20 protein-coding genes are annotated in these 22,399 nt (G+C 61.7%); 17 read left to right on the forward strand and 3 right to left on the reverse strand.

Annotation, left to right across the window (positions count from 1 at the left end):
* Positions 1 to 14: 14 nt before the first annotated feature.
* Together PF66_RS11790 and infA are read left to right on the forward strand one after the other, a co-directional pair.
* Positions 15 to 722 carry an arginyltransferase gene (locus tag PF66_RS11790; protein WP_054057258.1) on the forward strand — a complete coding sequence of 236 codons (708 nt, stop codon included), beginning with the start codon at positions 15 to 17 and terminating at the stop codon, positions 720 to 722.
* A 180-nt stretch (positions 723 to 902) separates the two neighbouring features.
* Entirely contained in the window at positions 903 to 1,121 is a 219-nt protein-coding gene (gene infA / locus PF66_RS11795; RefSeq protein ID WP_002553999.1) for a translation initiation factor IF-1, read from the forward strand.
* A 263-nt stretch (positions 1,122 to 1,384) separates the two neighbouring features.
* Here infA and clpA read toward each other — a convergent pair whose 3' ends face one another.
* Both clpA and clpS read right to left on the reverse strand, forming a co-directional pair.
* On the reverse strand, positions 1,385 to 3,655 hold the full coding sequence (gene clpA, locus PF66_RS11800) for an ATP-dependent Clp protease ATP-binding subunit ClpA (protein ID WP_017903652.1): 2,271 nt from the start codon (positions 3,653 to 3,655) through the stop codon (positions 1,385 to 1,387).
* A 28-nt stretch (positions 3,656 to 3,683) separates the two neighbouring features.
* Positions 3,684 to 4,043: an ATP-dependent Clp protease adapter ClpS gene (gene clpS, locus PF66_RS11805; RefSeq protein WP_017903651.1), complete on the reverse strand. Its 360-nt coding sequence runs from the start codon at positions 4,041 to 4,043 to the stop codon at positions 3,684 to 3,686.
* A 226-nt stretch (positions 4,044 to 4,269) separates the two neighbouring features.
* Here clpS and cspD point away from each other — a divergent pair, with 226 nt between their 5' ends.
* On the forward strand, positions 4,270 to 4,539 hold the full coding sequence (cspD, locus tag PF66_RS11810) for a cold shock domain-containing protein CspD (RefSeq protein ID WP_054057257.1): 270 nt from the start codon (positions 4,270 to 4,272) through the stop codon (positions 4,537 to 4,539).
* Between the two features lie 80 nt (positions 4,540 to 4,619).
* Here the strand turns inward: cspD and icd are convergent, their stop codons facing one another.
* The gene (gene icd, locus PF66_RS11815; RefSeq protein ID WP_054062806.1) at positions 4,620 to 5,876 is read right to left on the reverse strand and encodes an NADP-dependent isocitrate dehydrogenase; all 1,257 of its coding nucleotides are present in this window, start codon (positions 5,874 to 5,876) and stop codon (positions 4,620 to 4,622) included.
* Positions 5,877 to 6,380: 504 nt separating this feature from the next.
* Here icd and PF66_RS11820 point away from each other — a divergent pair.
* From PF66_RS11820 to nuoF, 14 genes are all read left to right on the forward strand, one after another.
* Entirely contained in the window at positions 6,381 to 8,606 is a 2,226-nt protein-coding gene (locus PF66_RS11820) for an NADP-dependent isocitrate dehydrogenase (protein ID WP_054057237.1), read from the forward strand.
* A 175-nt stretch (positions 8,607 to 8,781) separates the two neighbouring features.
* On the forward strand, positions 8,782 to 9,228 hold the full coding sequence (locus tag PF66_RS11825; protein WP_054057236.1) for an NUDIX hydrolase: 447 nt from the start codon (positions 8,782 to 8,784) through the stop codon (positions 9,226 to 9,228).
* A gap of 60 nt (positions 9,229 to 9,288) precedes the next feature.
* On the forward strand, positions 9,289 to 10,419 hold the full coding sequence (gene mnmA, locus PF66_RS11830) for a tRNA 2-thiouridine(34) synthase MnmA (protein ID WP_054057235.1): 1,131 nt from the start codon (positions 9,289 to 9,291) through the stop codon (positions 10,417 to 10,419).
* Positions 10,416 to 11,039, forward strand: a complete 624-nt coding sequence (gene hflD / locus PF66_RS11835) for a high frequency lysogenization protein HflD (RefSeq protein WP_017903645.1) — start codon at positions 10,416 to 10,418, stop codon at positions 11,037 to 11,039. The genes mnmA and hflD overlap by 4 nt, the downstream gene beginning before the upstream one ends.
* Before the next feature lie 114 nt (positions 11,040 to 11,153).
* Complete coding sequence (gene purB / locus PF66_RS11840) at positions 11,154 to 12,524, forward strand: adenylosuccinate lyase (protein ID WP_054057234.1); 1,371 nt, start codon at positions 11,154 to 11,156, stop codon at positions 12,522 to 12,524.
* A gap of 84 nt (positions 12,525 to 12,608) precedes the next feature.
* The gene (locus tag PF66_RS11845; protein WP_054057233.1) at positions 12,609 to 13,775 is read left to right on the forward strand and encodes a cupin domain-containing protein; all 1,167 of its coding nucleotides are present in this window, start codon (positions 12,609 to 12,611) and stop codon (positions 13,773 to 13,775) included.
* A complete protein-coding gene (locus PF66_RS11850) occupies positions 13,768 to 14,193 on the forward strand; it encodes a GNAT family N-acetyltransferase (RefSeq protein ID WP_054057232.1) in 426 nt (141 codons plus the stop codon). The genes PF66_RS11845 and PF66_RS11850 overlap by 8 nt, the downstream gene beginning before the upstream one ends.
* 151 nt (positions 14,194 to 14,344) lie before the next feature.
* Positions 14,345 to 15,106, forward strand: a complete 762-nt coding sequence (locus PF66_RS11855; RefSeq protein ID WP_054057231.1) for a secretin N-terminal domain-containing protein — start codon at positions 14,345 to 14,347, stop codon at positions 15,104 to 15,106.
* 517 nt (positions 15,107 to 15,623) lie between these two features.
* Complete coding sequence (aceA, locus tag PF66_RS11860) at positions 15,624 to 16,949, forward strand: isocitrate lyase (protein WP_054057256.1); 1,326 nt, start codon at positions 15,624 to 15,626, stop codon at positions 16,947 to 16,949.
* Positions 16,950 to 17,583: 634 nt separating this feature from the next.
* Positions 17,584 to 17,997 (forward strand): NADH-quinone oxidoreductase subunit A, encoded by a 414-nt coding sequence (locus PF66_RS11865; RefSeq protein WP_017903639.1) that lies wholly within the window; start codon positions 17,584 to 17,586, stop codon positions 17,995 to 17,997.
* A gap of 10 nt (positions 17,998 to 18,007) precedes the next feature.
* Positions 18,008 to 18,682: a NuoB/complex I 20 kDa subunit family protein gene (locus tag PF66_RS11870; protein ID WP_026145108.1), complete on the forward strand. Its 675-nt coding sequence runs from the start codon at positions 18,008 to 18,010 to the stop codon at positions 18,680 to 18,682.
* Positions 18,683 to 18,755: 73 nt separating this feature from the next.
* On the forward strand, positions 18,756 to 20,537 hold the full coding sequence (nuoC, locus tag PF66_RS11875; protein WP_054057230.1) for an NADH-quinone oxidoreductase subunit C/D: 1,782 nt from the start codon (positions 18,756 to 18,758) through the stop codon (positions 20,535 to 20,537).
* Positions 20,538 to 20,539: 2 nt separating this feature from the next.
* Complete coding sequence (gene nuoE / locus PF66_RS11880; protein WP_054057229.1) at positions 20,540 to 21,037, forward strand: NADH-quinone oxidoreductase subunit NuoE; 498 nt, start codon at positions 20,540 to 20,542, stop codon at positions 21,035 to 21,037.
* On the forward strand, positions 21,034 to 22,389 hold the full coding sequence (gene nuoF / locus PF66_RS11885) for an NADH-quinone oxidoreductase subunit NuoF (protein WP_010444603.1): 1,356 nt from the start codon (positions 21,034 to 21,036) through the stop codon (positions 22,387 to 22,389). The genes nuoE and nuoF overlap by 4 nt, the downstream gene beginning before the upstream one ends.
* The last annotated feature ends 10 nt before the right edge of the window (positions 22,390 to 22,399 follow it).

Raw genomic sequence — 22,399 nt, forward strand, 5'->3', positions numbered from 1 at the left:
CCCGAGGGTTGATCATGACCGAGCTGGCGCGTTTGAAGTTTTATGCCACTCAACCCCACTCTTGCAGCTATCTGCCCGAGGAGCAGGCGACTACGCTGTTCCTCGATCCTAGCCAGCCCATGGACGTGCATGTCTACGCAGACCTGTCAGAAATGGGTTTCCGTCGTAGCGGCGACCACCTCTACCGGCCCCACTGCCAGAACTGCAACGCCTGCGTACCGGCACGCATTCCTGCGGCGCAGTTCCTGCCCAACCGCCAGCAGAAACGCATTCTCAAGCGCAACATGGACCTGGAAGTACGTGCCGCCAAGCCGCAGTTCAGCGAAGAGTACTTCGACCTGTACCGCCGCTACATCGAGCAACGCCATGCCGATGGCGACATGTACCCGCCCAGCCGGGACCAGTTCTCGACCTTCCTGGTGCGCGACCTGCCCTTCTCCCGGTTCTACGAGTTTCGCCTGCAGGGGCGGCTGGTCGGCGTGGCGGTGACCGACCTGCTGCCCAACGGCCTGTCGGCGGTGTACACTTTCTACGAACCGGAGGAAGAACGTCGCAGCCTGGGGCGCTACGCCATTCTCTGGCAGATCGGCGAAACCCTGCGCCTGGGCCTGGATGCGGTCTATCTCGGGTACTGGATCAAGAACTGCAAGAAGATGAACTACAAGACCCAGTACCGGCCAATCGAACTGCTGATCAATCAGCGCTGGGTCACACTCAACTGAGTACATCCCCGGCCAAAGCCCCTTCCATTCCAGTGGTAAAGCCCGCTGGAATCGGCCGGTTATTTTCGCTCGAAAGCACTAACCTCTTGGCGTGCAGGTGCTTTTTCGGGCACAATGCACGCCGCTTTTGCCTGGCGCAGTTGCACCGGGCCATTCACTGGACACCGAGGGCTTTACTGCATGTCGAAAGAAGACAGCTTCGAAATGGAAGGCACTGTCGTCGACACCCTGCCAAACACCATGTTTCGCGTGGAATTGGAAAATGGGCACGTCGTAACCGCGCATATCTCCGGCAAGATGCGCAAGAACTACATTCGTATTCTTACCGGTGACAAAGTGCGCGTCGAGCTGACGCCCTACGACTTGAGCAAAGGGCGCATCACCTACCGCGCTCGTTAATCAGGTCGATACAAGACGCCCGGCATTGCCGGGCGTTTTTGTTTGCGCGGGTTGGGATAGTGGCCAGCCTTTGAAGGCAATGTCGATGCCACTGACGTCTTCGCGGGCAAGCCCGGCTCCTACAGGAATGTGTCGTACGCGAGCGCGGGCACGACGATGAACCGTAGGAGCCGGGCTTGCCCGCGAAAAGGCCGGCGCAAGCAACACCCGATACAAACAAAAACGCCCGGCTAAGCCGGGCGTTTTTGCATGACAGCCTTGCATCAAGCCATTTCAGCGGTGGTCTCGAAGTCGAAGGTCAGCTCGCCATCCTTGATGTCGATGTGCACCACACCGCCATGCTCGGACAACTCGCCAAACAGGATCTCCTCGGCCAACGGACGCTTGATCTTGTCCTGGATCAGGCGCGCCATCGGACGTGCCCCCATGGCCGAATCGTAACCGCCCTCGGCCAGCCAGCTGCGGGCCGCATCGGTGACTTCCAGCTGTACGCGCTTGTCTTCCAGCTGCGCCTGCAGTTCGGTAAGGAACTTGTCCACCACGCTCTTGATGACCTCGTGACTGAGGCGACCAAACTGGATGATGGTGTCCAGACGGTTGCGGAACTCCGGCGTGAAGCTCTTCTTGATCACTTCCATGGCATCGGACGAATGATCCTGGTGAGTGAAGCCGATCGACGCCCGGGCCGCGGTTTCGGCACCGGCGTTGGTGGTCATGATCAGGATCACGTTGCGGAAGTCGGCCTTGCGCCCGTTGTTATCGGTCAGGGTACCGTGGTCCATGACCTGCAGCAGCAGGTTGAAGACTTCCGGGTGAGCCTTCTCGATCTCGTCGAGCAGCAGCACGCAATGCGGCTGCTTGGTGATGGCCTCGGTCAGCAGGCCACCCTGGTCGAAACCGACATAACCCGGAGGCGCACCGATCAGGCGCGACACGGTATGACGCTCCATGTACTCGGACATGTCGAAACGCACCAGCTCGATGCCCATCGCCTTGGCCAGCTGCCGTGCCGCCTCGGTCTTGCCGACGCCGGTAGGGCCGGCGAACAGGAACGAACCGACCGGCTTGTCCGGCGACTTCAGCCCGGCACGGGACAGCTTGATGGCGGTCGACAGCGAGTCGATGGCCGCATCCTGGCCGAACACGGTGAGCTTGAGGTCGCGCTCGAGGTTGCGCAGCAGTTCCTTATCGGAACTGGTGACGTGCTTCGGCGGAATCCGCGCGATTTTCGCGACGATATCCTCGACCTGCGGCACATCGATGCGCTTGACGCGCTTGTCCGCCGGCTGCAGACGCTGGAAGGCGCCCGCCTCGTCGATGACGTCGATGGCCTTGTCCGGCATATGCCGGTCATTGATGTAGCGCGATGCCAGCTCGGCCGCCGCACGCAGCGCCTCTTCGCTGTATTCGATATTGTGGTGCTGCTCGAAACGCCCTTTCAGGCCGCGCAGGATACCGATGGTGTCCTCGACCGAGGGCTCGGTCACATCGACCTTCTGGAAACGCCGTGCCAGCGCACGGTCCTTCTCGAAGATGCCGCGGAATTCCTGGAAGGTGGTCGAGCCGATGCAACGGATATCACCCGAGGACAGCAGCGGCTTGAGCAGGTTCGAGGCATCCATGACGCCGCCGGAAGCGGCACCGGCACCGATGATGGTGTGGATTTCGTCGATGAACAGGATCGCCTGCGGACGCTTTTTCAGCTCGCCGAGCAGCGCCTTGAAGCGCTTCTCGAAGTCGCCGCGGTACTTGGTACCGGCCAGCAGGGCGCCCAGGTCGAGGGAGTAGACCACACTGCTCGCCAGCAGGTCGGGCACCTGGTTGTCGACGATGCGCTTGGCCAGGCCTTCGGCGATCGCGGTCTTGCCGACGCCCGCCTCACCGACCAGCAACGGGTTGTTCTTGCGCCGCCGGGCGAGGATCTGCGCCACGCGCTCGACCTCGTGCTCGCGCCCGACCAGTGGATCGATACGCCCCTGGCGCGCCAGCTCGTTGAGGTTGCTGGCATACGCATCCAGTGGGTTGCCTGAAGATGAAGACTCACCGCCCTCTTCGTCCTGCATATCCTGCTCGCTTTCGGAGTGATCGCCATGCCCTGGCACCTTGGAGATGCCATGGGCGATGTAGTTGACGACATCGATACGCGCAACGCTTTGCTGCTTGAGCAGGAACACCGCCTGGCTTTCCTGCTCGCTGAAGATCGCGACGAGCACGTTGGCACCCGTCACCTCACGCTTACCGGAGCTCTGCACATGGAACACGGCCCGCTGCAGGACACGCTGGAAACCCAGGGTCGGCTGGGTCTCGCGATCTTCGTCATGCACGGGGATCAACGGCGTGGTGGAGTCGATGAACTCCTGCAGGTCGTGCTTGAGTTTGTCGAGGTTCGCACCGCAGGCCCGTAGGACGGTAGCGGCTGCCTCGTTATCCAAAAGGGCCAGCAAAAGGTGCTCGACCGTCATGAATTCATGACGCTTCGAACGAGCCTCCTTGAAGGCAAGATTGAGGGTGACTTCGAGCTCGCGGTTTAACATAGTTCACCTCATACCCAACTGGTCGGCGTTAACCGTCCTTCTCGATTTCACAGAGTAGCGGATGCTGGCTTTCCCTGGCGTACTGGTTGACCTGCATGGCCTTTGTCTCGGCGATGTCGCGGGTAAACACTCCACATACTGCCCGTCCTTCCGTGTGAACCGCCAGCATGACCTTGGTGGCCAGCTCGCGATTCAAGTTAAAAAACACCTCGAGCACTTCGACGACGAAATCCATCGGTGTGTAGTCATCATTGAACAACACCACCTTGTACATCGGTGGCGCCTGCAACGCAGGTTTCGCCTCCTGCATGGCAACGCCCGAGCCGTCGTCGTGGAAATCCGGGCGATCCTGATTGAATGTTAGTCGAATCTGGCTGATTGCATGCATGGAAAGAAAGGTTCGTCAGTTGAGCAAATACAGTGATGGGGACAATCCGGCCCATTTCAAGACTGACCGAATGGTCACCTTGACTATCGGCAAATCGGTGTTACAACCAATAGAGACCAGATTGGGTAATAAAGGTCCATATCGTCAACCATTTTTCTGGTTCACGCAGTGAAGGATGAACTGGATGATACTCCAGTGATGGGGTCGTTTGCAGAGGGATATGAGCATGCCGAGCGGTAAGGTCAAGTGGTTCAACAACGCCAAGGGCTATGGTTTCGTCCTGGAAGAAGGCAAGGATGAAGACTTGTTTGCCCACTATTCAGCCATCCAGATGGACGGCTACAAAACCCTCAAGGCTGGCCAGGCCGTAAGCTTTGAGATCATCCAGGGCCCCAAAGGTCTGCATGCGGTCAACATACAGAGCGCTGCCGTAGTGACCCCAACCGATGACAAAGCATTGGTTTCCAAGAGCAAGGCGAACAACGTCAGCGCCTGAGTCATCTCACAGAAACATCCAGCTATAAAAAAAGCCCGATTCAAGGATTTGAACCGGGCTTTTTTTATCGCCAATCCGTCTTACATGTGCGCGATCAGCGCGTCACCGAAACCGGACGACGAAACGAGCTTGGCCCCCTCCATCAGACGCTCGAAGTCATAGGTCACGGTCTTGGCCCCGATGGCGCCATTGGTACCCTTAATGATCAGGTCGGCAGCCTCGGTCCAGCCCAGGTGACGCAGCATCATTTCCGCCGAGAGGATCAGCGAGCCGGGGTTGACCTGGTCCTTGCCGGCATACTTCGGCGCTGTACCATGGGTGGCCTCGAACATGGCCACGGTGTCGGACAGGTTGGCACCCGGCGCAATGCCGATACCGCCCACCTCGGCCGCCAGGGCGTCGGACAGGTAGTCACCGTTCAGGTTGAGGGTCGCGATCACGTCATATTCGGCCGGACGCAGCAGGATCTGCTGGAGCATGGCATCGGCGATGGCATCCTTGACCACCACGTTGCGCCCGGTCTTGGGGTTCTTGAACTGCATCCACGGGCCACCGTCGAGCAGGGTCGCGCCGAACTCCTCTGCCGCCACCTCATAGGCCCATTCCTTGAAGGCACCTTCGGTGAACTTCATGATGTTGCCCTTGTGGACGATGGTCAGCGACTTGCGATCGTTGTCGACCACATATTGCAGGGCCTTGCGCGCCAGGCGCTTGGTGCCTTCCTTCGACACCGGCTTGACGCCGATACCGCAGTCCTGGTCGAAACGGATCTTGGTCACGCCCATTTCTTCCTTGAGGAACTTGATGACCTTGTTCGCTTCCGGCGAACCGGCCTTCCACTCGATCCCGGCATAGATGTCCTCGGAGTTCTCGCGGAAGATCGTCATGTCGACATCGCCGGGCTTTTTCACCGGGCTCGGCACGCCCTCGAACCAGCGCACCGGGCGCAGGCAGACATACAGGTCGAGTTGCTGGCGCAGGGCCACGTTGAGCGAACGGATACCGCCACCCACCGGCGTGGTCAGCGGCCCCTTGATGGAAACCACATAGTCCTTGACCGCGTCCAGGGTTTCCTGGGGCAGCCAGGTGTCCTGGTCATAGACCTGGGTGGCCTTTTCGCCGGCATAGACTTCCATCCATGAGATCTTGCGCTTGCCACCGTAAGCCTTTTCGACAGCCGCATCGACGACCTTGATCATCACCGGGCTGATGTCGACGCCAATACCGTCACCTTCGATGAAAGGGATGATCGGGTGATCAGGAACATTGAGAGAGTGGTCTGCGTTGACGGTGATTTTGTCACCGACGGCTGGAACCTGAATCTTCTTGTATCCCATGTTGTACTCCATCTATGGATTGAACATCTGGCTGCGTTCGAGCGTACCCCAGTTAAATGTAGACGGAAACCTCGCCCCCACCCATTTCCCCTGAAAAGCGGCAAGTTCGCGGCGTACAAGCTTGAAATCAAAGGGAAAAGCGCCAATCTCCAGCACCAGACACTCATCGGCGGGGCAACTGCGGGTGCGACCTTTAGACCAATGGACGAAAAGAGTTGGGCATGAACGCTCGGCGTTTTGCCAGCAACCTATGTATACTCGCGCCGCTGACCACAGGGTCACGATGGCCGACGCCTCTGTTACAGGAAATGTAGCCAGGAACTGCCGCCCAGAGCCGGGCTGTTACCGCAGCCCGACCGCTTGACGCTCGACTGATGCACCCAACATCACCGCGAAGAAACTTCGATTTTCGACTCATGGACGACTTTGAACGAACGCGCTTATCCGGCGCACCTCGAGTTAGTTTCTGCGCATGCTTTAGCAAAGAAGAGAGTTAATCCGAATATGCCCACCCGCTCGAAGATCATCTACACCTTTACCGACGAAGCTCCCGCCCTCGCCACCTATTCACTGTTGCCTATCGTAGAGGCCTTCACCGCTTCGGCTGATATCGCCGTGGAAACCCGCGACATCTCCCTGGCCGGACGCATTCTCGCCAGCTTCCCCGAGCAGCTGGGCGCCAAAGCAGTGCCGGACCACCTCGCCGAACTCGGCGAACTGGCCATCACCCCTGAAGCCAACATCATCAAGCTGCCGAACATCAGCGCCTCGGTACCGCAGCTGCAGGCCGCGATCAAGGAATTGCAGGCCCAGGGCTTCAACGTTCCGGACTACCCGGAAACCGTGACCAACGATGCCGAGAAAGACGCTCGCGCCCGTTACGACAAGGTCAAGGGCAGCGCCGTGAACCCGGTTCTGCGCGAAGGCAACTCCGACCGCCGCGCACCGCTGTCGGTCAAGAACTACGCCCGCAAGCACCCGCACAAGATGGGCGCCTGGGCTGCCGACTCCAAGTCCCACGTTGCCCACATGAACAGCGGTGACTTCTACGGCAGCGAGAAGGCTGCACTGATCGAAGCCGCAGGCAGCGTCAAGATCGAGCTGATCGCCCAGGACGGCAGCACCAGCGTCCTGAAAGAGAAGACCAGCGTCCAGGCCGGCGAGATCCTCGACTGCGCCGTGATGAGCAAGAACGCCCTGCGCAGCTTCATCGCCGCTGAAATCGAAGCCGCCAAGAACGAAGGCGTGCTGCTGTCGGTTCACCTGAAGGCGACCATGATGAAGGTCTCCGACCCGATCATGTTCGGCCAGATCGTTGCCGAGTACTACAAGGACGCCCTGGCCAAGAACGCCGAAGTCCTGGAGCAGATCGGCTTCAACCTGAACAACGGTATCGGCGACCTGTACGCCCGTATCAAGACCCTGCCAGCCGAGCAGCAGGCCCAGATCGAAGCGGACATCCAGGCGGTCTACGCCGTTCGCCCAGCCCTGGCCATGGTCAACTCCGACAAGGGCATCACCAACCTGCACGTGCCGAGCGACGTCATCGTCGACGCCTCGATGCCAGCCATGATCCGTGACTCCGGCAAGATGTGGGGCACCGACGGCCAGTTGCACGACACCAAGGCCGTGATCCCGGATCGCTGCTACGCCACCATCTACCAGGCGGTGATCGAGGACTGCAAGGCCAACGGCGCCTTCGACCCGACCACCATGGGCAGCGTGCCGAACGTCGGCCTGATGGCGAAGAAAGCCGAAGAATACGGCTCCCACGACAAGACCTTCCAGATCAAGGCCAACGGCGTGGTCCGCGTGACCGACAGCACCGGTCGCACCCTGCTGGAACAGAACGTCGAAGCCGGCGACATCTTCCGCATGTGCCAGACCAAAGACGCGCCGATCCAGGACTGGGTCAAACTGGCCGTCAACCGTGCCCGCGCCAGCAGCACCCCGGCGATCTTCTGGCTCGACCCGCTGCGTGCCCACGACGGCGTGGTGATCGAGAAGGTCCAGGCCTACCTGAAAGACCACGACACCACTGGCCTGGACATCCAGATCATGTCGCCGGTCGACGCGATGAAGGCCACCCTGGCCCGCACCCGCGCCGGCAAGGACACCATCTCGGTGACCGGCAACGTGCTGCGTGACTACCTGACCGACCTGTTCCCGATCATGGAGCTGGGCACCAGCGCCAAGATGCTGTCGATCGTCCCGCTGATGAATGGCGGCGGCCTGTTCGAAACCGGCGCCGGCGGTTCGGCGCCGAAGCACGTGCAGCAACTGCTGGAAGAAAACTTCCTGCGCTGGGACTCCCTGGGTGAGTTCCTGGCCCTGGCCGCTTCCCTGGAGCACCTGGGCGTGAACTACAACAACCCGAAAGCGCTGGTGCTGTCCAAGACCCTGGACCAGGCCACCGGCCAGTTCCTCGACAACAACAAGTCGCCATCGCGTAAAGTCGGCAACATCGACAACCGCGGCAGCCACTTCTACCTGGCGCTGTACTGGGCTCAGGCCCTGGCTGCCCAGACCGAGGACGCTGCCCTGCAGGCCCAGTTCGCGCCTCTGGCGAAAACCCTGAGCGAGAACGAGGCAAAAATCGTTGCCGAGCTCAACGCCGTACAGGGCAAGCCAGTCGACATCGGCGGTTACTACCACGCCAGCGCCGAGCTGATCAGCCAGGCCATGCGCCCGAGCGCCACCCTGAACGCGGCGATCGCGGCACTGGTGTAAGCTCTCCGGCAAGACCACAAGCCCCGGCCCCGTGCCGGGGTTTGTGTTTACCGCCCTGTAGGAGCGTGGCTTGCCCGCGAAGGCGGTCTCAAGGCCGCTAAAAGCTTCGCGGGCAAGCCACGCTCCTACAGGGGGCCGCGCAGCCCTTGTAGATAGGCGAGAAGGAACCGATCTTATGGAATGGCAACCCCACATCACCGTCGCCACCGTCATCGAGGACCAGGGCCGTTTCCTGTTCGTCGAAGAACGGCAGGACGACCAGGTCGTCTTCAATCAGCCGGCCGGCCACCTCGATCCGAACGAAAGCCTGATCGAAGCCGCCCTGCGCGAAACCCTGGAGGAAACCGGCTGGGACGTCGAGCTCAGCGGCGTGATCGGCCTCTATCTGTACACCGCGCCGAGCAACGGCGTGACCTACCAGCGCGTATGCTTCGCCGGCAAACCACTGCGCCAGCGGCCCGACTATCAGTTGGACCACGGCATCATCGGTCCGCGCTGGCTGACTCGCGACGAGTTGCTGGCCCTGCGCCCGCAGTGGCGCAGCGAGCTGATCATCCGTTGTGTCGACGATTATCTCGCCGGCCCATTGCACAGTCTCGAACTGATCCGCCCTTCCCTTTAGCCTTGAAGGCCAGGGCCTGTTAGAATCGCGTCCTTTTTCGAAGACACTCATTGAATCCCTATGCGTGATCCTGCTGCCACCGCCCCAGAAAACCTGCGCGTCATCGTCGGCATGTCCGGCGGCGTGGACTCTTCCGTTTCCGCCGTACTGCTCATGGAGCAGGGTTACCAGGTGGAAGGCCTGTTCATGAAGAACTGGGAGGAGGACGACGGTACGGAGTACTGCACCGCCATGGACGATCTGGCGGACGCCCAGGCCGTGTGCGACAAGATCGGCATCAAGCTGCACACCGCCAACTTTGCCGCCGAATACTGGGACAACGTGTTCGAACATTTCCTGGCCGAGTACAAGGCCGGGCGTACGCCGAACCCGGACATCCTCTGCAACCGCGAAATCAAGTTCAAGGCGTTCCTCGACTACGCCCTGAGCCTGGGCGCCGACCTGATCGCCACCGGCCACTACGTGCGCCGCCGCGATATCGACGGCCGCACCGAGCTGCTCAAGGGCCTGGACCCGAACAAGGACCAGAGCTACTTCCTGCACGCCGTCGGCGGCGAACAGATCGCCAAGACCCTGTTCCCGGTCGGCGAGCTGGAAAAACCGGCGGTGCGCGCCATCGCCGAAAAACACGGCCTGGCCACCGCGAAGAAAAAGGACTCCACCGGTATCTGCTTCATCGGCGAACGGCGCTTCAGCGACTTCCTCAAGCAGTACCTGCCGGCCCAACCCGGCGAGATCAAGACCACCGACGGTGAAGTGATCGGCCGCCACCACGGCCTGATGTACCACACCATCGGCCAGCGCCAGGGCCTGGGCATCGGCGGCCTGAAGGACGCAGGCGACGAGCCGTGGTACGTGCTGCGCAAGGACCTGGAACACAACGAACTGATCGTCGGCCAGGGCAACGAACACCCGTGGCTGTTCTCCGGCGCCCTGCTCGCCTCGGAAATCTACTGGGTCAACCCGATCGACCTGAGCAGCCCGCGCAAGCTGACGGCGAAAGTCCGCTATCGCCAGGGCGACCAGCATTGCACCCTGCAAAAGACTGCCGACGGCTATCGTGCGGTGTTCGACGAACCTCAGCGCGCGGTCACTCCCGGCCAGTCCGTGGTGTTCTACGATGGCGAAGTCTGCCTCGGCGGCGGCGTCATCGAAGTGGCCGAACCGTCGGCTGACGGAGCACGCCCATGAGCCCGATCCAGGAGCAGTTGACCGCCCTGGGCGGCGTGTTTCTCGCGGCGGTGCTGGTGGACCGGATCGCCAAGACCGGCCAGTCCAGCGAAGCCGGCGTCAGTTGCATGCTCGGCAGCCTGCTGATTCGCGACCCCAAGGACACCCTGGAGGTCTACGGCGGCGACGACATCAACCTGCGCGACGGCTATCGCGCCCTGATCGGCGCCCTCGAACGCGACCCGAGCGCCCTGCAACGCGAGCCGCTGCGCTACGCCCTGTCGATGCTCGGCCTGGAGCGCCAGCTGGCCAAGCGCGAGGACATGCTGGAAACCATCGGCAAGCGTCTGCCGCAGATCCAGTCCCAGGTCGAACACTTCGGCCCGGCCCACGAAAACGTGGTGGCGGCCTGCGGCGCACTGTACCAGGACACCCTCAGCACACTGCGCCAACGCATCCAGGTGCATGGCGACATGCGCAACCTGCAACAGCCGAGCAATGCCTCGAAAATCCGTGCCCTGCTGCTGGCCGGTATCCGTTCGGCCCGCCTCTGGCGCCAACTGGGCGGCCATCGCTGGCAGCTGGTGATCAGCCGCCGCAAGCTGCTCAAGGAACTCTATCCGTTGATGCGTAGCGCCTGAGGCCATCGACGGAGCTTAAAAGCGCGATACGCCGGTCAGTTCGCAACGGACCGGCGGATTTTTTCATGTATGATACGCGCCCCATTTCGTTGCCTGACTGTCCGAGAACACCCCATGCAGCTCTCTTCGCTCACTGCGGTTTCCCCTGTTGACGGCCGCTACGCCGGCAAAACCCAGGCCCTGCGCCCTATTTTCAGTGAGTACGGCCTGATCCGTGCCCGCGCCCTGGTGGAAGTCCGCTGGCTCCAGCGCCTGGCCGCCCACCCGGCCATCACCGAAGTCCCGGCGTTCTCCGCCGAAGCCAACGCCGTGCTCAACACCCTGGCCGAAAACTTCGCCCTGGAGCACGCCGAGCGCGTCAAAGAGATCGAGCGCACCACCAACCACGACGTCAAGGCCATCGAGTACCTGCTCAAGGAGCAGGCCGCCAAGCTGCCTGAACTGGCCGCCGTCAGCGAATTCATCCACTTCGCCTGCACCAGCGAGGACATCAACAACCTGTCCCACGCCCTGATGCTGCGCGAAGGCCGCGACGACGTGCTGCTGCCGCTGATGCGCCAGATCGCCGAAGCCATCCGTGAGCTGGCCCGCCGCTTCGCCGCCGTGCCGATGCTGTCGCGCACCCACGGCCAGCCCGCTTCGCCGACCACCCTGGGCAAGGAACTGGCGAACGTCGTCTACCGCCTGGAGCGCCAGATCGCCCAGGTGGCCGCCGTGCCACTGCTGGGCAAGATCAACGGCGCCGTGGGCAACTACAACGCCCACCTGTCGGCCTACCCACAAGTCGACTGGGAAGCCAACGCCCGCGCCTTCATCGAGGACGAACTGGGCCTGGTGTTCAACCCCTACACCACACAGATCGAACCGCACGACTACATCGCCGAGCTGTTCGACGCGATCGCCCGCTTCAACACCATCCTGATCGACTTCGACCGCGACATCTGGGGCTACATCTCCCTGGGTTACTTCAAGCAGAAGACCATCGCCGGCGAAATCGGCTCCTCGACCATGCCGCACAAGGTCAACCCGATCGACTTCGAAAACTCCGAAGGCAACCTGGGTATCGCTAACGCACTGTTCCAGCACCTGGCCAGCAAGCTGCCGATCTCCCGCTGGCAGCGGGACCTGACCGACTCCACCGTACTGCGCAACCTCGGTGTCGGCTTTGCCCACAGCGTGATCGCCTACGAAGCCAGCCTCAAGGGCATCGGCAAGCTGGAGATCAACGAGCAGAAGATCGCCGCCGACCTGGACGCCTGCTGGGAAGTCCTGGCCGAGCCGATCCAGACCGTGATGCGTCGCTACAACATCGAAAACCCGTACGAAAAGCTGAAAGAACTGACCCGTGGCAAAGGCATCAGCCCTGAAGCCCTGCAGACTTTCATCGACGGCCTCGACATGCCTGCCGACGCCAAGGCCGAGCTGAAACAACTGACCCCGGCCAACTACATCGGCAACGCCGTGGCCCAGGCCCAGCGTATCTGATCGTACGGCACCCGCTCTGAACGCCCGGCTGAGCCGGGCGTTTTTATTCCAGTCTGAAAAATACGATTTTTCAATAGGTTACACATGAATCCTGATACTCCTCTGCAACTTCTGGGCGGGCTCACCGCCCGGGAATTCCTGCGCGACTACTGGCAAAAGAAACCGCTGCTGATCCGCCAGGCGATTCCCGACTTCGAAAGCCCGATCGACGCTGACGAACTGGCCGGCCTGGCCCTGGAAGAAGAAGTCGAATCGCGCGTGATCATCGAGCATGGCGAACGTCCGTGGGAACTGCGCCGCGGTCCGTTTTCCGAGGACGCCTTCAGCCAGTTGCCGGAACGTGAGTGGACCCTGCTGGTGCAGGCGGTCGACCAGTTCGTCCCGGAAGTCGCCGAGCTGCTGGAGCATTTCCGCTTCCTGCCGAGCTGGCGGATCGACGATGTGATGATCAGCTTCGCCACCCCGGGTGGCAGCGTCGGCCCGCACTTCGACAACTACGACGTGTTCCTGCTGCAGGGCAAGGGCAAGCGCCACTGGAAGATCGGCCAGATGTGCGATTCCGAAAGCACCCTGCTGGAGCACGCCGACCTGCGCATCCTCGCCGACTTCGAGGAAACCGAGGGTTGGGTGCTGGAACCGGGCGACATGCTCTATCTGCCACCACGCCTGGCCCACTGCGGCGTCGCCGTGGACGACTGCATGACCTACTCGGTGGGTTTCCGCGCCCCAAGCGCCGCTGAAGTGCTGACCCACTTCACCGACTTCCTCAGCCAGTTCCTGCCGGACGAAGAGCGCTACACCGATGCCGACGCCCAGCCGGCGGTCGACCCGCACCAGATTCAGCACGACGCCCTCGACCGCCTCAAGAGCCTGCTGGCCGAGCACATGAGCGACGAGCGCCTGCTGCTGACCTGGTTCGGCCAGTTCATGACCGAGCCACGCTACCCGGAACTGGTGGTCGGCCCGGAACTGGAAGAAGAAGACCTGCTCGCCGGCCTGGAGCACGGTGCCATACTGATTCGTAACCCGAGTGCACGCCTGGCCTGGTCGGAAGTCGACGACGACCTGCTGCTGTTCGCCAGCGGCCAGAGCCGTTACCTGCCAGGCAAGCTGCGCGAGCTGCTGAAGATGATCTGTGCAGCCGAAGCCCTGCACATCGACAACCTCGGCCCATGGCTGGCGGACGAGGATGGACGCAGCCTGCTGTGCGAGCTGGTCAAACAAGGAAGCGTGGGATTTGCCGATGAATAGAATTCACGTACGTGTCGCGGACTGGCAAAAGGATAACGCCGAGATTCGGCGCATTCGTGAGTCGGTGTTCATTGCCGAACAAGCTGTACCCCCGGAGCTGGAGTGGGACGCGGAGGACGCCGCAGCGGTGCATTTCCTCGCCTACGAAGGCGACTTCCCGATCGGCACCGCCCGCCTGCTCCCAGACGGGCAGATCGGCCGCGTCTCGGTGCTGCGCGACTGGCGCGGCCTGAAGGTCGGCGACGCGCTGCTGCAGGCAGTGATCGGCGAAGCGGAGAAGCGTGGCCTCAAGCAGCAGATGCTCAGCGCCCAGGTGCAGGCCACGGCGTTCTACGAACGCCATGGCTTCAGCATCGTCAGCGAGGAGTTTCTCGAAGCCGGGATCCCCCACGTCGACATGGTTCGCGGCGCGGCCTGACGCCCCGCAGTTGCGGAACCGGTAAAAACGCCCCGTCATCGGGGCGTTTTGCTGTGCGCCATTCAATTTGCCGCCTGCCGCGCCGAGAAACTGTCAAACTCAATGCATCACACTCATGTGCATTGCCCAGTCAAACGCGGAGATAACGGACATGTCCCTACGCACCCTCTTCACCGGCCTGCTGCTGGCCTGCACCTTCAGCGCCCAGGCGGCCACCGAGCTGATCCCCCTGAACTACCGCACCAGCAGTGACCTGCTGCCGGTCGCACAGAACTTCCTCGGCCAGGACGGCAAGGTCAGCGCCTACCAGAACCAGCTGATCGTCAACGCCGAACCGCGCAAGATCGGCGAACTGCGCGAATTCATCGGGCAACTGGACAAACCGGCCCGGCGCCTGCTGATCAGCGTCGACACCAGTGAAAACAACGACCAGGGCACCCAGGGCTACTCGATCAACGGCCAGGGCCAGACCCGCATCATCAGCCGCAGCACCGACAGCCGCGACGGTGGCATCCAGCAGATCCAGGCCAGCGAAGGCACCCCGGCACTGATCCAGGTCGGCCAGAGCGTGCCGCTGACCAGCAGCACCGGCCAACTCGACATCTACGGCCGCCCGCAAACCCAGACCCAGTATCGCAACGTCACCCAGGGGTTCTACGTCACCGCCAGCGTCACCGGAAACATCGTTCACCTGGCCATCAGTACCAATCGTGACCGGATGAGCCAGGAGCGTCAGGATGTAGTGAACGTACAAAGTACCGACACAACGGTCAGCGGACCGCTCGGCGAATGGATCACCCTGGCCGGCGTCAACGGCCAGAGCCAGGCCGACCGCCAGGCTCTAACCCGCAGCTACTCTACCTCGAACCGTAACGACATGACTTTGCGGGTGAAAGTCGACAGCCTGGACTGAAGCACCGAAAACTGACTGTCCAGTCGTATTAGACCAAAGATGTAGTGCTTTGAAAAAAGCACTACAAAACGTTTGACGCGCCCAGAAACCGAAGGCATGATGGCCTCGCTCCCGCTAATCAGGGGCCCTGGCAAGGGCCTTCGGATCGCCGCTCTAACTCACCCACCTGAGCCGATTCGTGTCTGTACCGCCCACAAGGCGCGTTTGACGAGATTGCGACTGGAACGAAGTTGTCCCGAGGGACGGAAGCGTAATCAGGTAGAACGGCAATACCCGCAAAGCCAGCATGAGGCCCACGACGCCCCGCTGCGCCCCAAGGATCGCCCTCGCCCGCTCGTCTCCCCCTTGAGCCCATCGTTCACCCGTCGCATTTCCCGCCAGACCCGACTCGACCGCCTGAGCTTCTGGTCGGCGCGCAGCCTCTGCTCAAGCCTTTTCAGGTGCGGGCACGCGGTGGAGCAAGGAACTTTCCACAAAAGATCGACTTTTGATAGAAGACGCGACGAGGTTTATGTCCATGGCACTGACACGCGAACAGCAAATTGCAGCCCTTGAAAAAGACTGGGCTGAAAACCCGCGCTGGAAAGGCGTGACTCGCACCTACACCGCCGCTGACGTGGTTCGTCTGCGTGGCTCGATCCAGCCTGAGCACACCCTGGCCCGCCTGGGTGCCGAGAAGCTCTGGAAGCTGGTCACCCAGGGTGCCAAGCCATCCTTCCGTCCGGATAAGGATTTCGTCAACTGCATGGGTGCCCTGACCGGCGGCCAGGCCGTGCAACAGGTCAAGGCCGGTATCCAGGCGATCTACCTGTCGGGCTGGCAAGTGGCTGCGGACAACAACTCCGCCGAATCCATGTACCCCGACCAGTCGCTGTACCCGGTCGACTCGGTACCGACCGTGGTCAAGCGCATCAACAACTCGTTCCGCCGTGCCGACCAGATCCAGTGGAAATCCGGCAAGAACCCGGGTGACGAAGGCTACATCGACTACTTCGCCCCGATCGTGGCCGACGCCGAAGCCGGTTTCGGCGGCGTACTGAACGCCTACGAGCTGATGAAGAGCATGATCGAGGCGGGCGCCGCCGGCGTGCACTTCGAAGACCAGCTGGCTTCGGTGAAAAAATGCGGCCACATGGGTGGCAAGGTGCTGGTACCGACCCAGGAAGCCGTACAGAAGCTGGTCGCTGCGCGCCTGGCAGCCGACGTCGCCGGCGTACCGACCATCATCCTGGCCCGTACCGACGCGAACGCCGCTGACCTGCTGACCTCCGACTGCGACCCTTACGACCAGCCGTTCGTCACCGGTACCCGCACCCAGGAAGGTTTCTACAAGGTCCGCGCCGGCCTCGACCAGGCCATCGCCCGCGGCCTGGCCTACGCACCGTATGCCGACCTGATCTGGTGCGAAACCGCCAAGCCGGACCTGGACGAAGCGCGCCGCTTCGCCGAAGCGATCAAGAAGGAATACCCGGACCAGATCCTGTCCTACAACTGCTCGCCTTCCTTCAACTGGAAGAAGAACCTGGACGACGCGACCATCGCCAAGTTCCAGCGCGAGCTGTCGGCCATGGGCTACAAGCACCAGTTCATCACCCTGGCCGGCATCCACAACATGTGGCACGGCATGTTCAACCTGGCGCACGACTACGCCCGCAACGACATGACCGCCTACGTGAAGCTGCAGGAGCAGGAATTCGCCGATGCCGCCAAGGGCTACACCTTCGTGGCGCACCAGCAGGAAGTCGGCACCGGCTACTTCGACGACATGACCACCGTGATCCAGGGCGGCACCTCCTCGGTGACCGCGCTGACCGGCTCGACCGAAGAAGAGCAGTTCCACTGAGTCGACCGAGCAAGCGGCCATTCCAGACCGTGTAAGACCTAACTGGAATGCCTGACAGACTGATGCCCCGACTGGTTCGGGGCATTTTTTTGCCTGGATCCTGCGCAGGGCCGGCGCCCCCCCCTTCGCGGGCAAGCCCGGCTCCTACAGAAGCAGGATCGGCGCACACAAACCTGCAGGAGCAGGGCCTGCCCGCGAAGGGGCCGGCCCGACCGCCACAACGCCCAAACATTGACCTGGCGCAGCCTTCGACCACGACAAATCGATTAAAACGTCCCCCCTTCCCGCAACTTTCAACTAGTCTCCCTATATGGCAACTAGAAACAGCCGCACTCACGAGAGCTGTTACAGCCAAAGATAAATAATATTGATTATCATTTAGAAATAGCTTTATTCGTTGCAGCCTGGATAAAACATAATTAACAAAAACCCGGCTAATGCCCGCAGTACAGGCCCTGCAGGCCTTCCAGAGGTCCCTATGTCCTTATTCCACTAAATAATTTCGCTATAGAAAATTTACTTGCCAGGTGTTTACCCATAAAATCACCCGGATTGATGGCGCTGCGACATATCGTCACTGCCTTGTTACTTTTTCAAGCTCAGAGAACCTTGCTCTCTGTTAAGGATTACCCGCATGACCGAAGCGACCGGACTCATGGCCCACAACTGGGGCTTTGCCATTTTCCTGCTCGGCGTCGTCGGCCTCTGTGCCTTCATGCTCGGTCTTTCCAGCCTCCTCGGGTCAAAAGCCTGGGGACGCAGCAAGAACGAACCGTTCGAATCCGGCATGCTGCCCACCGGCAGCGCCCGCCTGCGGCTCTCCGCCAAATTCTATCTGGTCGCGATGCTGTTCGTGATCTTCGATATCGAAGCCCTCTTTCTCTTTGCATGGTCTGTGTCGGTACGCGAAAGCGGCTGGACCGGATTCGTCGAAGCACTCGTTTTCATAGCAATTCTGTTGGCAGGTCTTGTTTACCTTTACCGAGTGGGGGCGCTGGATTGGGCTCCACAAGCTCGTCATAAGAGGCAAGCGAAGCTGAAACAATGAGGCTTTGGCAATGCAATACAATCTCACCAGAATCGACCCGGACGCTCCTAACGAGCAATATCCGATCGGCCAACGGGAAACCGTTGCCGATCCGTTAGAGGATCAAGTCCACAAGAACATTTTCATGGGCAAGCTGGAAGACGTGCTGAGTGGCGCGGTCAACTGGGGGCGCAAGAACTCCCTGTGGCCGTACAACTTCGGTCTGTCCTGCTGCTACGTGGAGATGACCACCGCCTTCACGGCACCCCACGACATCGCACGCTTCGGCGCCGAAGTTATCCGGGCATCACCGCGCCAGGCCGACTTCATGGTTGTGGCCGGCACCTGCTTCGTCAAGATGGCGCCGATCATCCAGCGCCTGTACGAACAGATGCTCGAACCGAAATGGGTGATTTCCATGGGTTCGTGTGCCAACTCCGGCGGCATGTACGACATCTACTCCGTCGTTCAGGGGGTGGACAAGTTCCTGCCCGTGGACGTCTACGTGCCAGGCTGCCCGCCCCGCCCCGAGGCTTTCCTGCAAGGCTTGATGCTCTTGCAAGAGTCGATTGGCCAGGAGCGTCGCCCACTTTCCTGGGTCGTCGGTGATCAAGGCATTTACCGTGCCGAGATGCCGTCGCAAAAGGAACAGCGCCGCGAACAGCGTATCCAGGTGACCAACCTGCGCAGCCCCGACGAAGTCTGATCCAGTTCTGCTTCTTCCAAAGAAACGTGTACCTGGCTTCATTCTTTACGTTGACCGATAGCGATAAAAAACCATGACTACAGGCAGTGCTCTGTACATCCCGCCTTACAAGGCTGACGACCAGGATGTGGTCGTCGAACTGAACAACCGTTTTGGCGCCGAGGCCTTCACCGCCCAGGCCACCCGCACCGGCATGCCGGTGCTGTGGGTGAGCCGCGCCCAACTCGTCGAAGTCCTGACCTTCCTGCGCAACCTGCCCAAGCCGTACGTCATGCTCTATGACCTGCACGGCGTGGACGAGCGTCTGCGCACCAAGCGCCAGGGCCTGCCGGCCGCCGATTTCAGCGTCTTCTATCATCTGCTCTCGATCGAGCGTAATAGTGACGTAATGATCAAGGTCGCCCTGTCCGAAAGCGACCTCAGCCTGCCCAGCGTCACCAGCATCTGGCCGAACGCCAACTGGAACGAACGCGAAGTCTGGGACATGTTCGGCATCGACTTCAAAGGCCACCCGCACCTGTCGCGCATCATGATGCCGCCGACCTGGGAAGGCCACCCGCTGCGCAAGGACTACCCTGCCCGCGCCACCGAGTTCGATCCCTACAGCCTGACCCTGGCCAAGCAACAACTGGAAGAGGAAGCCGCGCGCTTCAATCCGGAAGACTGGGGCATGAAGCGGTCCGGCCCGAACGAGGACTACATGTTCCTCAACCTCGGCCCGAACCACCCTTCGGCCCACGGTGCCTTCCGTATCGTCCTGCAACTGGACGGTGAAGAGATCGTCGACTGCGTACCGGACATCGGCTACCACCACCGTGGTGCCGAGAAGATGGCCGAGCGTCAGTCCTGGCACAGCTTCATCCCCTACACCGACCGTATCGACTACCTCGGCGGGGTGATGAACAACCTGCCGTACGTGCTCTCGGTGGAAAAACTGGCCGGCATCAAGGTGCCGGACCGGGTCGACACCATCCGCATCATGATGGCCGAGTTCTTCCGGATCACCAGCCACCTGCTGTTCCTGGGTACCTACATCCAGGACGTCGGTGCGATGACTCCGGTGTTCTTCACCTTCACCGACCGCCAGCGCGCCTACAAGGTGATCGAGGCCATCACCGGCTTCCGTCTGCACCCGGCCTGGTACCGCATCGGTGGCGTCGCCCACGACCTGCCTCGGGGCTGGGACAAGCTGGTCAAGGAGTTCGTCGAATGGCTGCCCAAGCGCCTGGACGAGTACACCAAGGCCGCCCTGCAGAACAGTATTCTCAAGGGTCGTACCATCGGCGTGGCCCAGTACAACACCAAGGAAGCCCTGGAGTGGGGCGTCACCGGTGCCGGCCTGCGTTCCACCGGTTGCGATTTCGACCTGCGCAAGGCGCGTCCGTACTCCGGCTACCAGAACTTCGACTTCGAAGTACCGCTGGCGGCCAACGGTGATGCCTACGACCGCTGCATGGTCCGCGTCGAGGAGATGCGCCAGAGCGTGCGGATCATCGACCAGTGCCTGCGCAACATGCCGGAAGGCCCGTACAAGGCGGATCACCCGCTGACCACGCCGCCGCCGAAAGAGCGCACGCTGCAGCACATCGAAACCCTGATCACGCACTTCCTGCAGGTTTCGTGGGGCCCGGTCATGCCGGCCAACGAATCCTTCCAGATGATCGAGGCGACCAAGGGCATCAACAGTTATTACCTGACGAGCGATGGCGGCACCATGAGCTACCGCACCCGGATTCGTACGCCAAGCTATCCGCACCTGCAGCAGATCCCATCGGTGATCCGCGGCAGCATGGTCGCGGACCTGATCGCGTACCTGGGTAGTATCGACTTCGTTATGGCCGACGTGGACCGCTAAGCATGAACAGCACGCTCATCCAGACAGACCGTTTCGCCCTCAGCGAAACCGAGCGCTCGGCCATCGAGCACGAGATGCATCACTACGAGGACCCGCGCGCGGCGTCCATCGAAGCCCTGAAGATCGTCCAGAAGGAACGTGGCTGGGTGCCTGACGGCGCGGTCTACGCCATCGGCGAGATCCTCGGCATTCCGGCCAGCGACGTCGAAGGTGTCGCGACCTTCTACAGCCAGATCTTCCGCCAGCCGGTCGGTCGCCACGTCATTCGCGTCTGCGACAGCATGGTCTGCTATATCGGCGGCCACGAGTCGGTGGTCAGCGAAATCCAGAACAAGCTGGGCATCGGCCTCGGCCAGACCACCGCCGACGGCCGCTTCACCCTGCTGCCGGTGTGCTGCCTGGGCAACTGCGACAAGGCCCCGGCCCTGATGATCGACGACGACACCTTCGGCGACGTGACCGCCGCCGGCGTCGACAAACTGCTGGAGGGCTACGTATGACCCTGACTTCCTTCGGCCCTGCCAACCGCATCGCGCGCACGGCAGAAACCCACCCGCTGACCTGGCGCCTGCGTGACGATGCCGAGCCGGTATGGCTCGACGAGTACCAGGCCAAGAACGGCTACGCCGCCGCGCGCAAGGCCTTCGCCGACATGGCCGCCGACGATATCGTCCAGACCGTGAAGGATTCCGGCCTCAAGGGCCGCGGCGGTGCGGGCTTCCCCACCGGGGTCAAGTGGGGCCTGATGCCCAAAGACGAATCCATGAACATCCGCTACCTGCTGTGCAACGCGGATGAAATGGAGCCCAACACCTGGAAGGACCGCATGCTGATGGAGCAACTGCCCCATCAACTGATCGAAGGCATGCTGATCAGCGCCCGTGCGCTGAAGACCTACCGTGGCTACATCTTCCTGCGCGGCGAGTACGTCACCGCCGCCCGGCACCTCAACCGTGCCGTGGAAGAAGCCAAGGCTGCGGGCCTGCTGGGCAAGAACATCCTCGGCAGCGGCTTCGACTTCGAGCTGTTCGTCCACACCGGTGCCGGGCGCTACATCTGCGGTGAAGAAACCGCACTGATCAACTCCCTCGAAGGCCGCCGTGCCAACCCGCGCTCCAAGCCGCCCTTCCCTGCCGCCGTTGGCGTCTGGGGCAAGCCGACCTGCGTGAACAACGTCGAGACGCTGTGCAACGTGCCGGCGATCATCGGCAACGGCGTCGACTGGTACAAGTCCCTCGCCCGCGAAGGCAGCGAGGACCACGGCACCAAGCTGATGGGCTTCTCCGGCAAGGTGAAGAACCCGGGCCTGTGGGAATTGCCGTTCGGCGTGACCGCCCGCGAGCTGTTCGAAGACTACGCCGGCGGCATGCGCGACGGCTTCAAGCTCAAGTGCTGGCAGCCTGGCGGCGCCGGTACCGGCTTCCTGCTGCCCGAGCATCTGGATGCCCAGATGTACGCCGGCGGCATCGCCAAGGTCGGCACCCGGATGGGTACCGGCCTGGCCATGGCGGTCGACGACAGCATCAACATGGTTTCGCTGCTGCGCAACATGGAAGAGTTCTTCGCCCGTGAGTCGTGCGGTTTCTGTACCCCTTGCCGCGATGGCCTGCCGTGGAGCGTCAAGCTGCTGCGCGCCCTGGAGAAAGGCCAGGGCCAGGCCGGCGACATCGAGACCCTGCTGGGTCTGGTCGGCTTCCTCGGCCCGGGCAAGACCTTCTGTGCCCACGCACCGGGCGCCGTGGAGCCATTGGGCAGCGCAATCAAGTATTTCCGTCCGGAGTTCGAGGCCGGCATCGCCCCCGCTGGGGCTGCCGTCCCGCCTTTGGCACGGCCGATCGTAGTCGGCGCATAACACGTATCGA

This window comes from Pseudomonas asplenii (assembly GCF_001293465.1).
GTDB classification, from domain to species: domain Bacteria; phylum Pseudomonadota; class Gammaproteobacteria; order Pseudomonadales; family Pseudomonadaceae; genus Aquipseudomonas; species Aquipseudomonas fuscovaginae_B.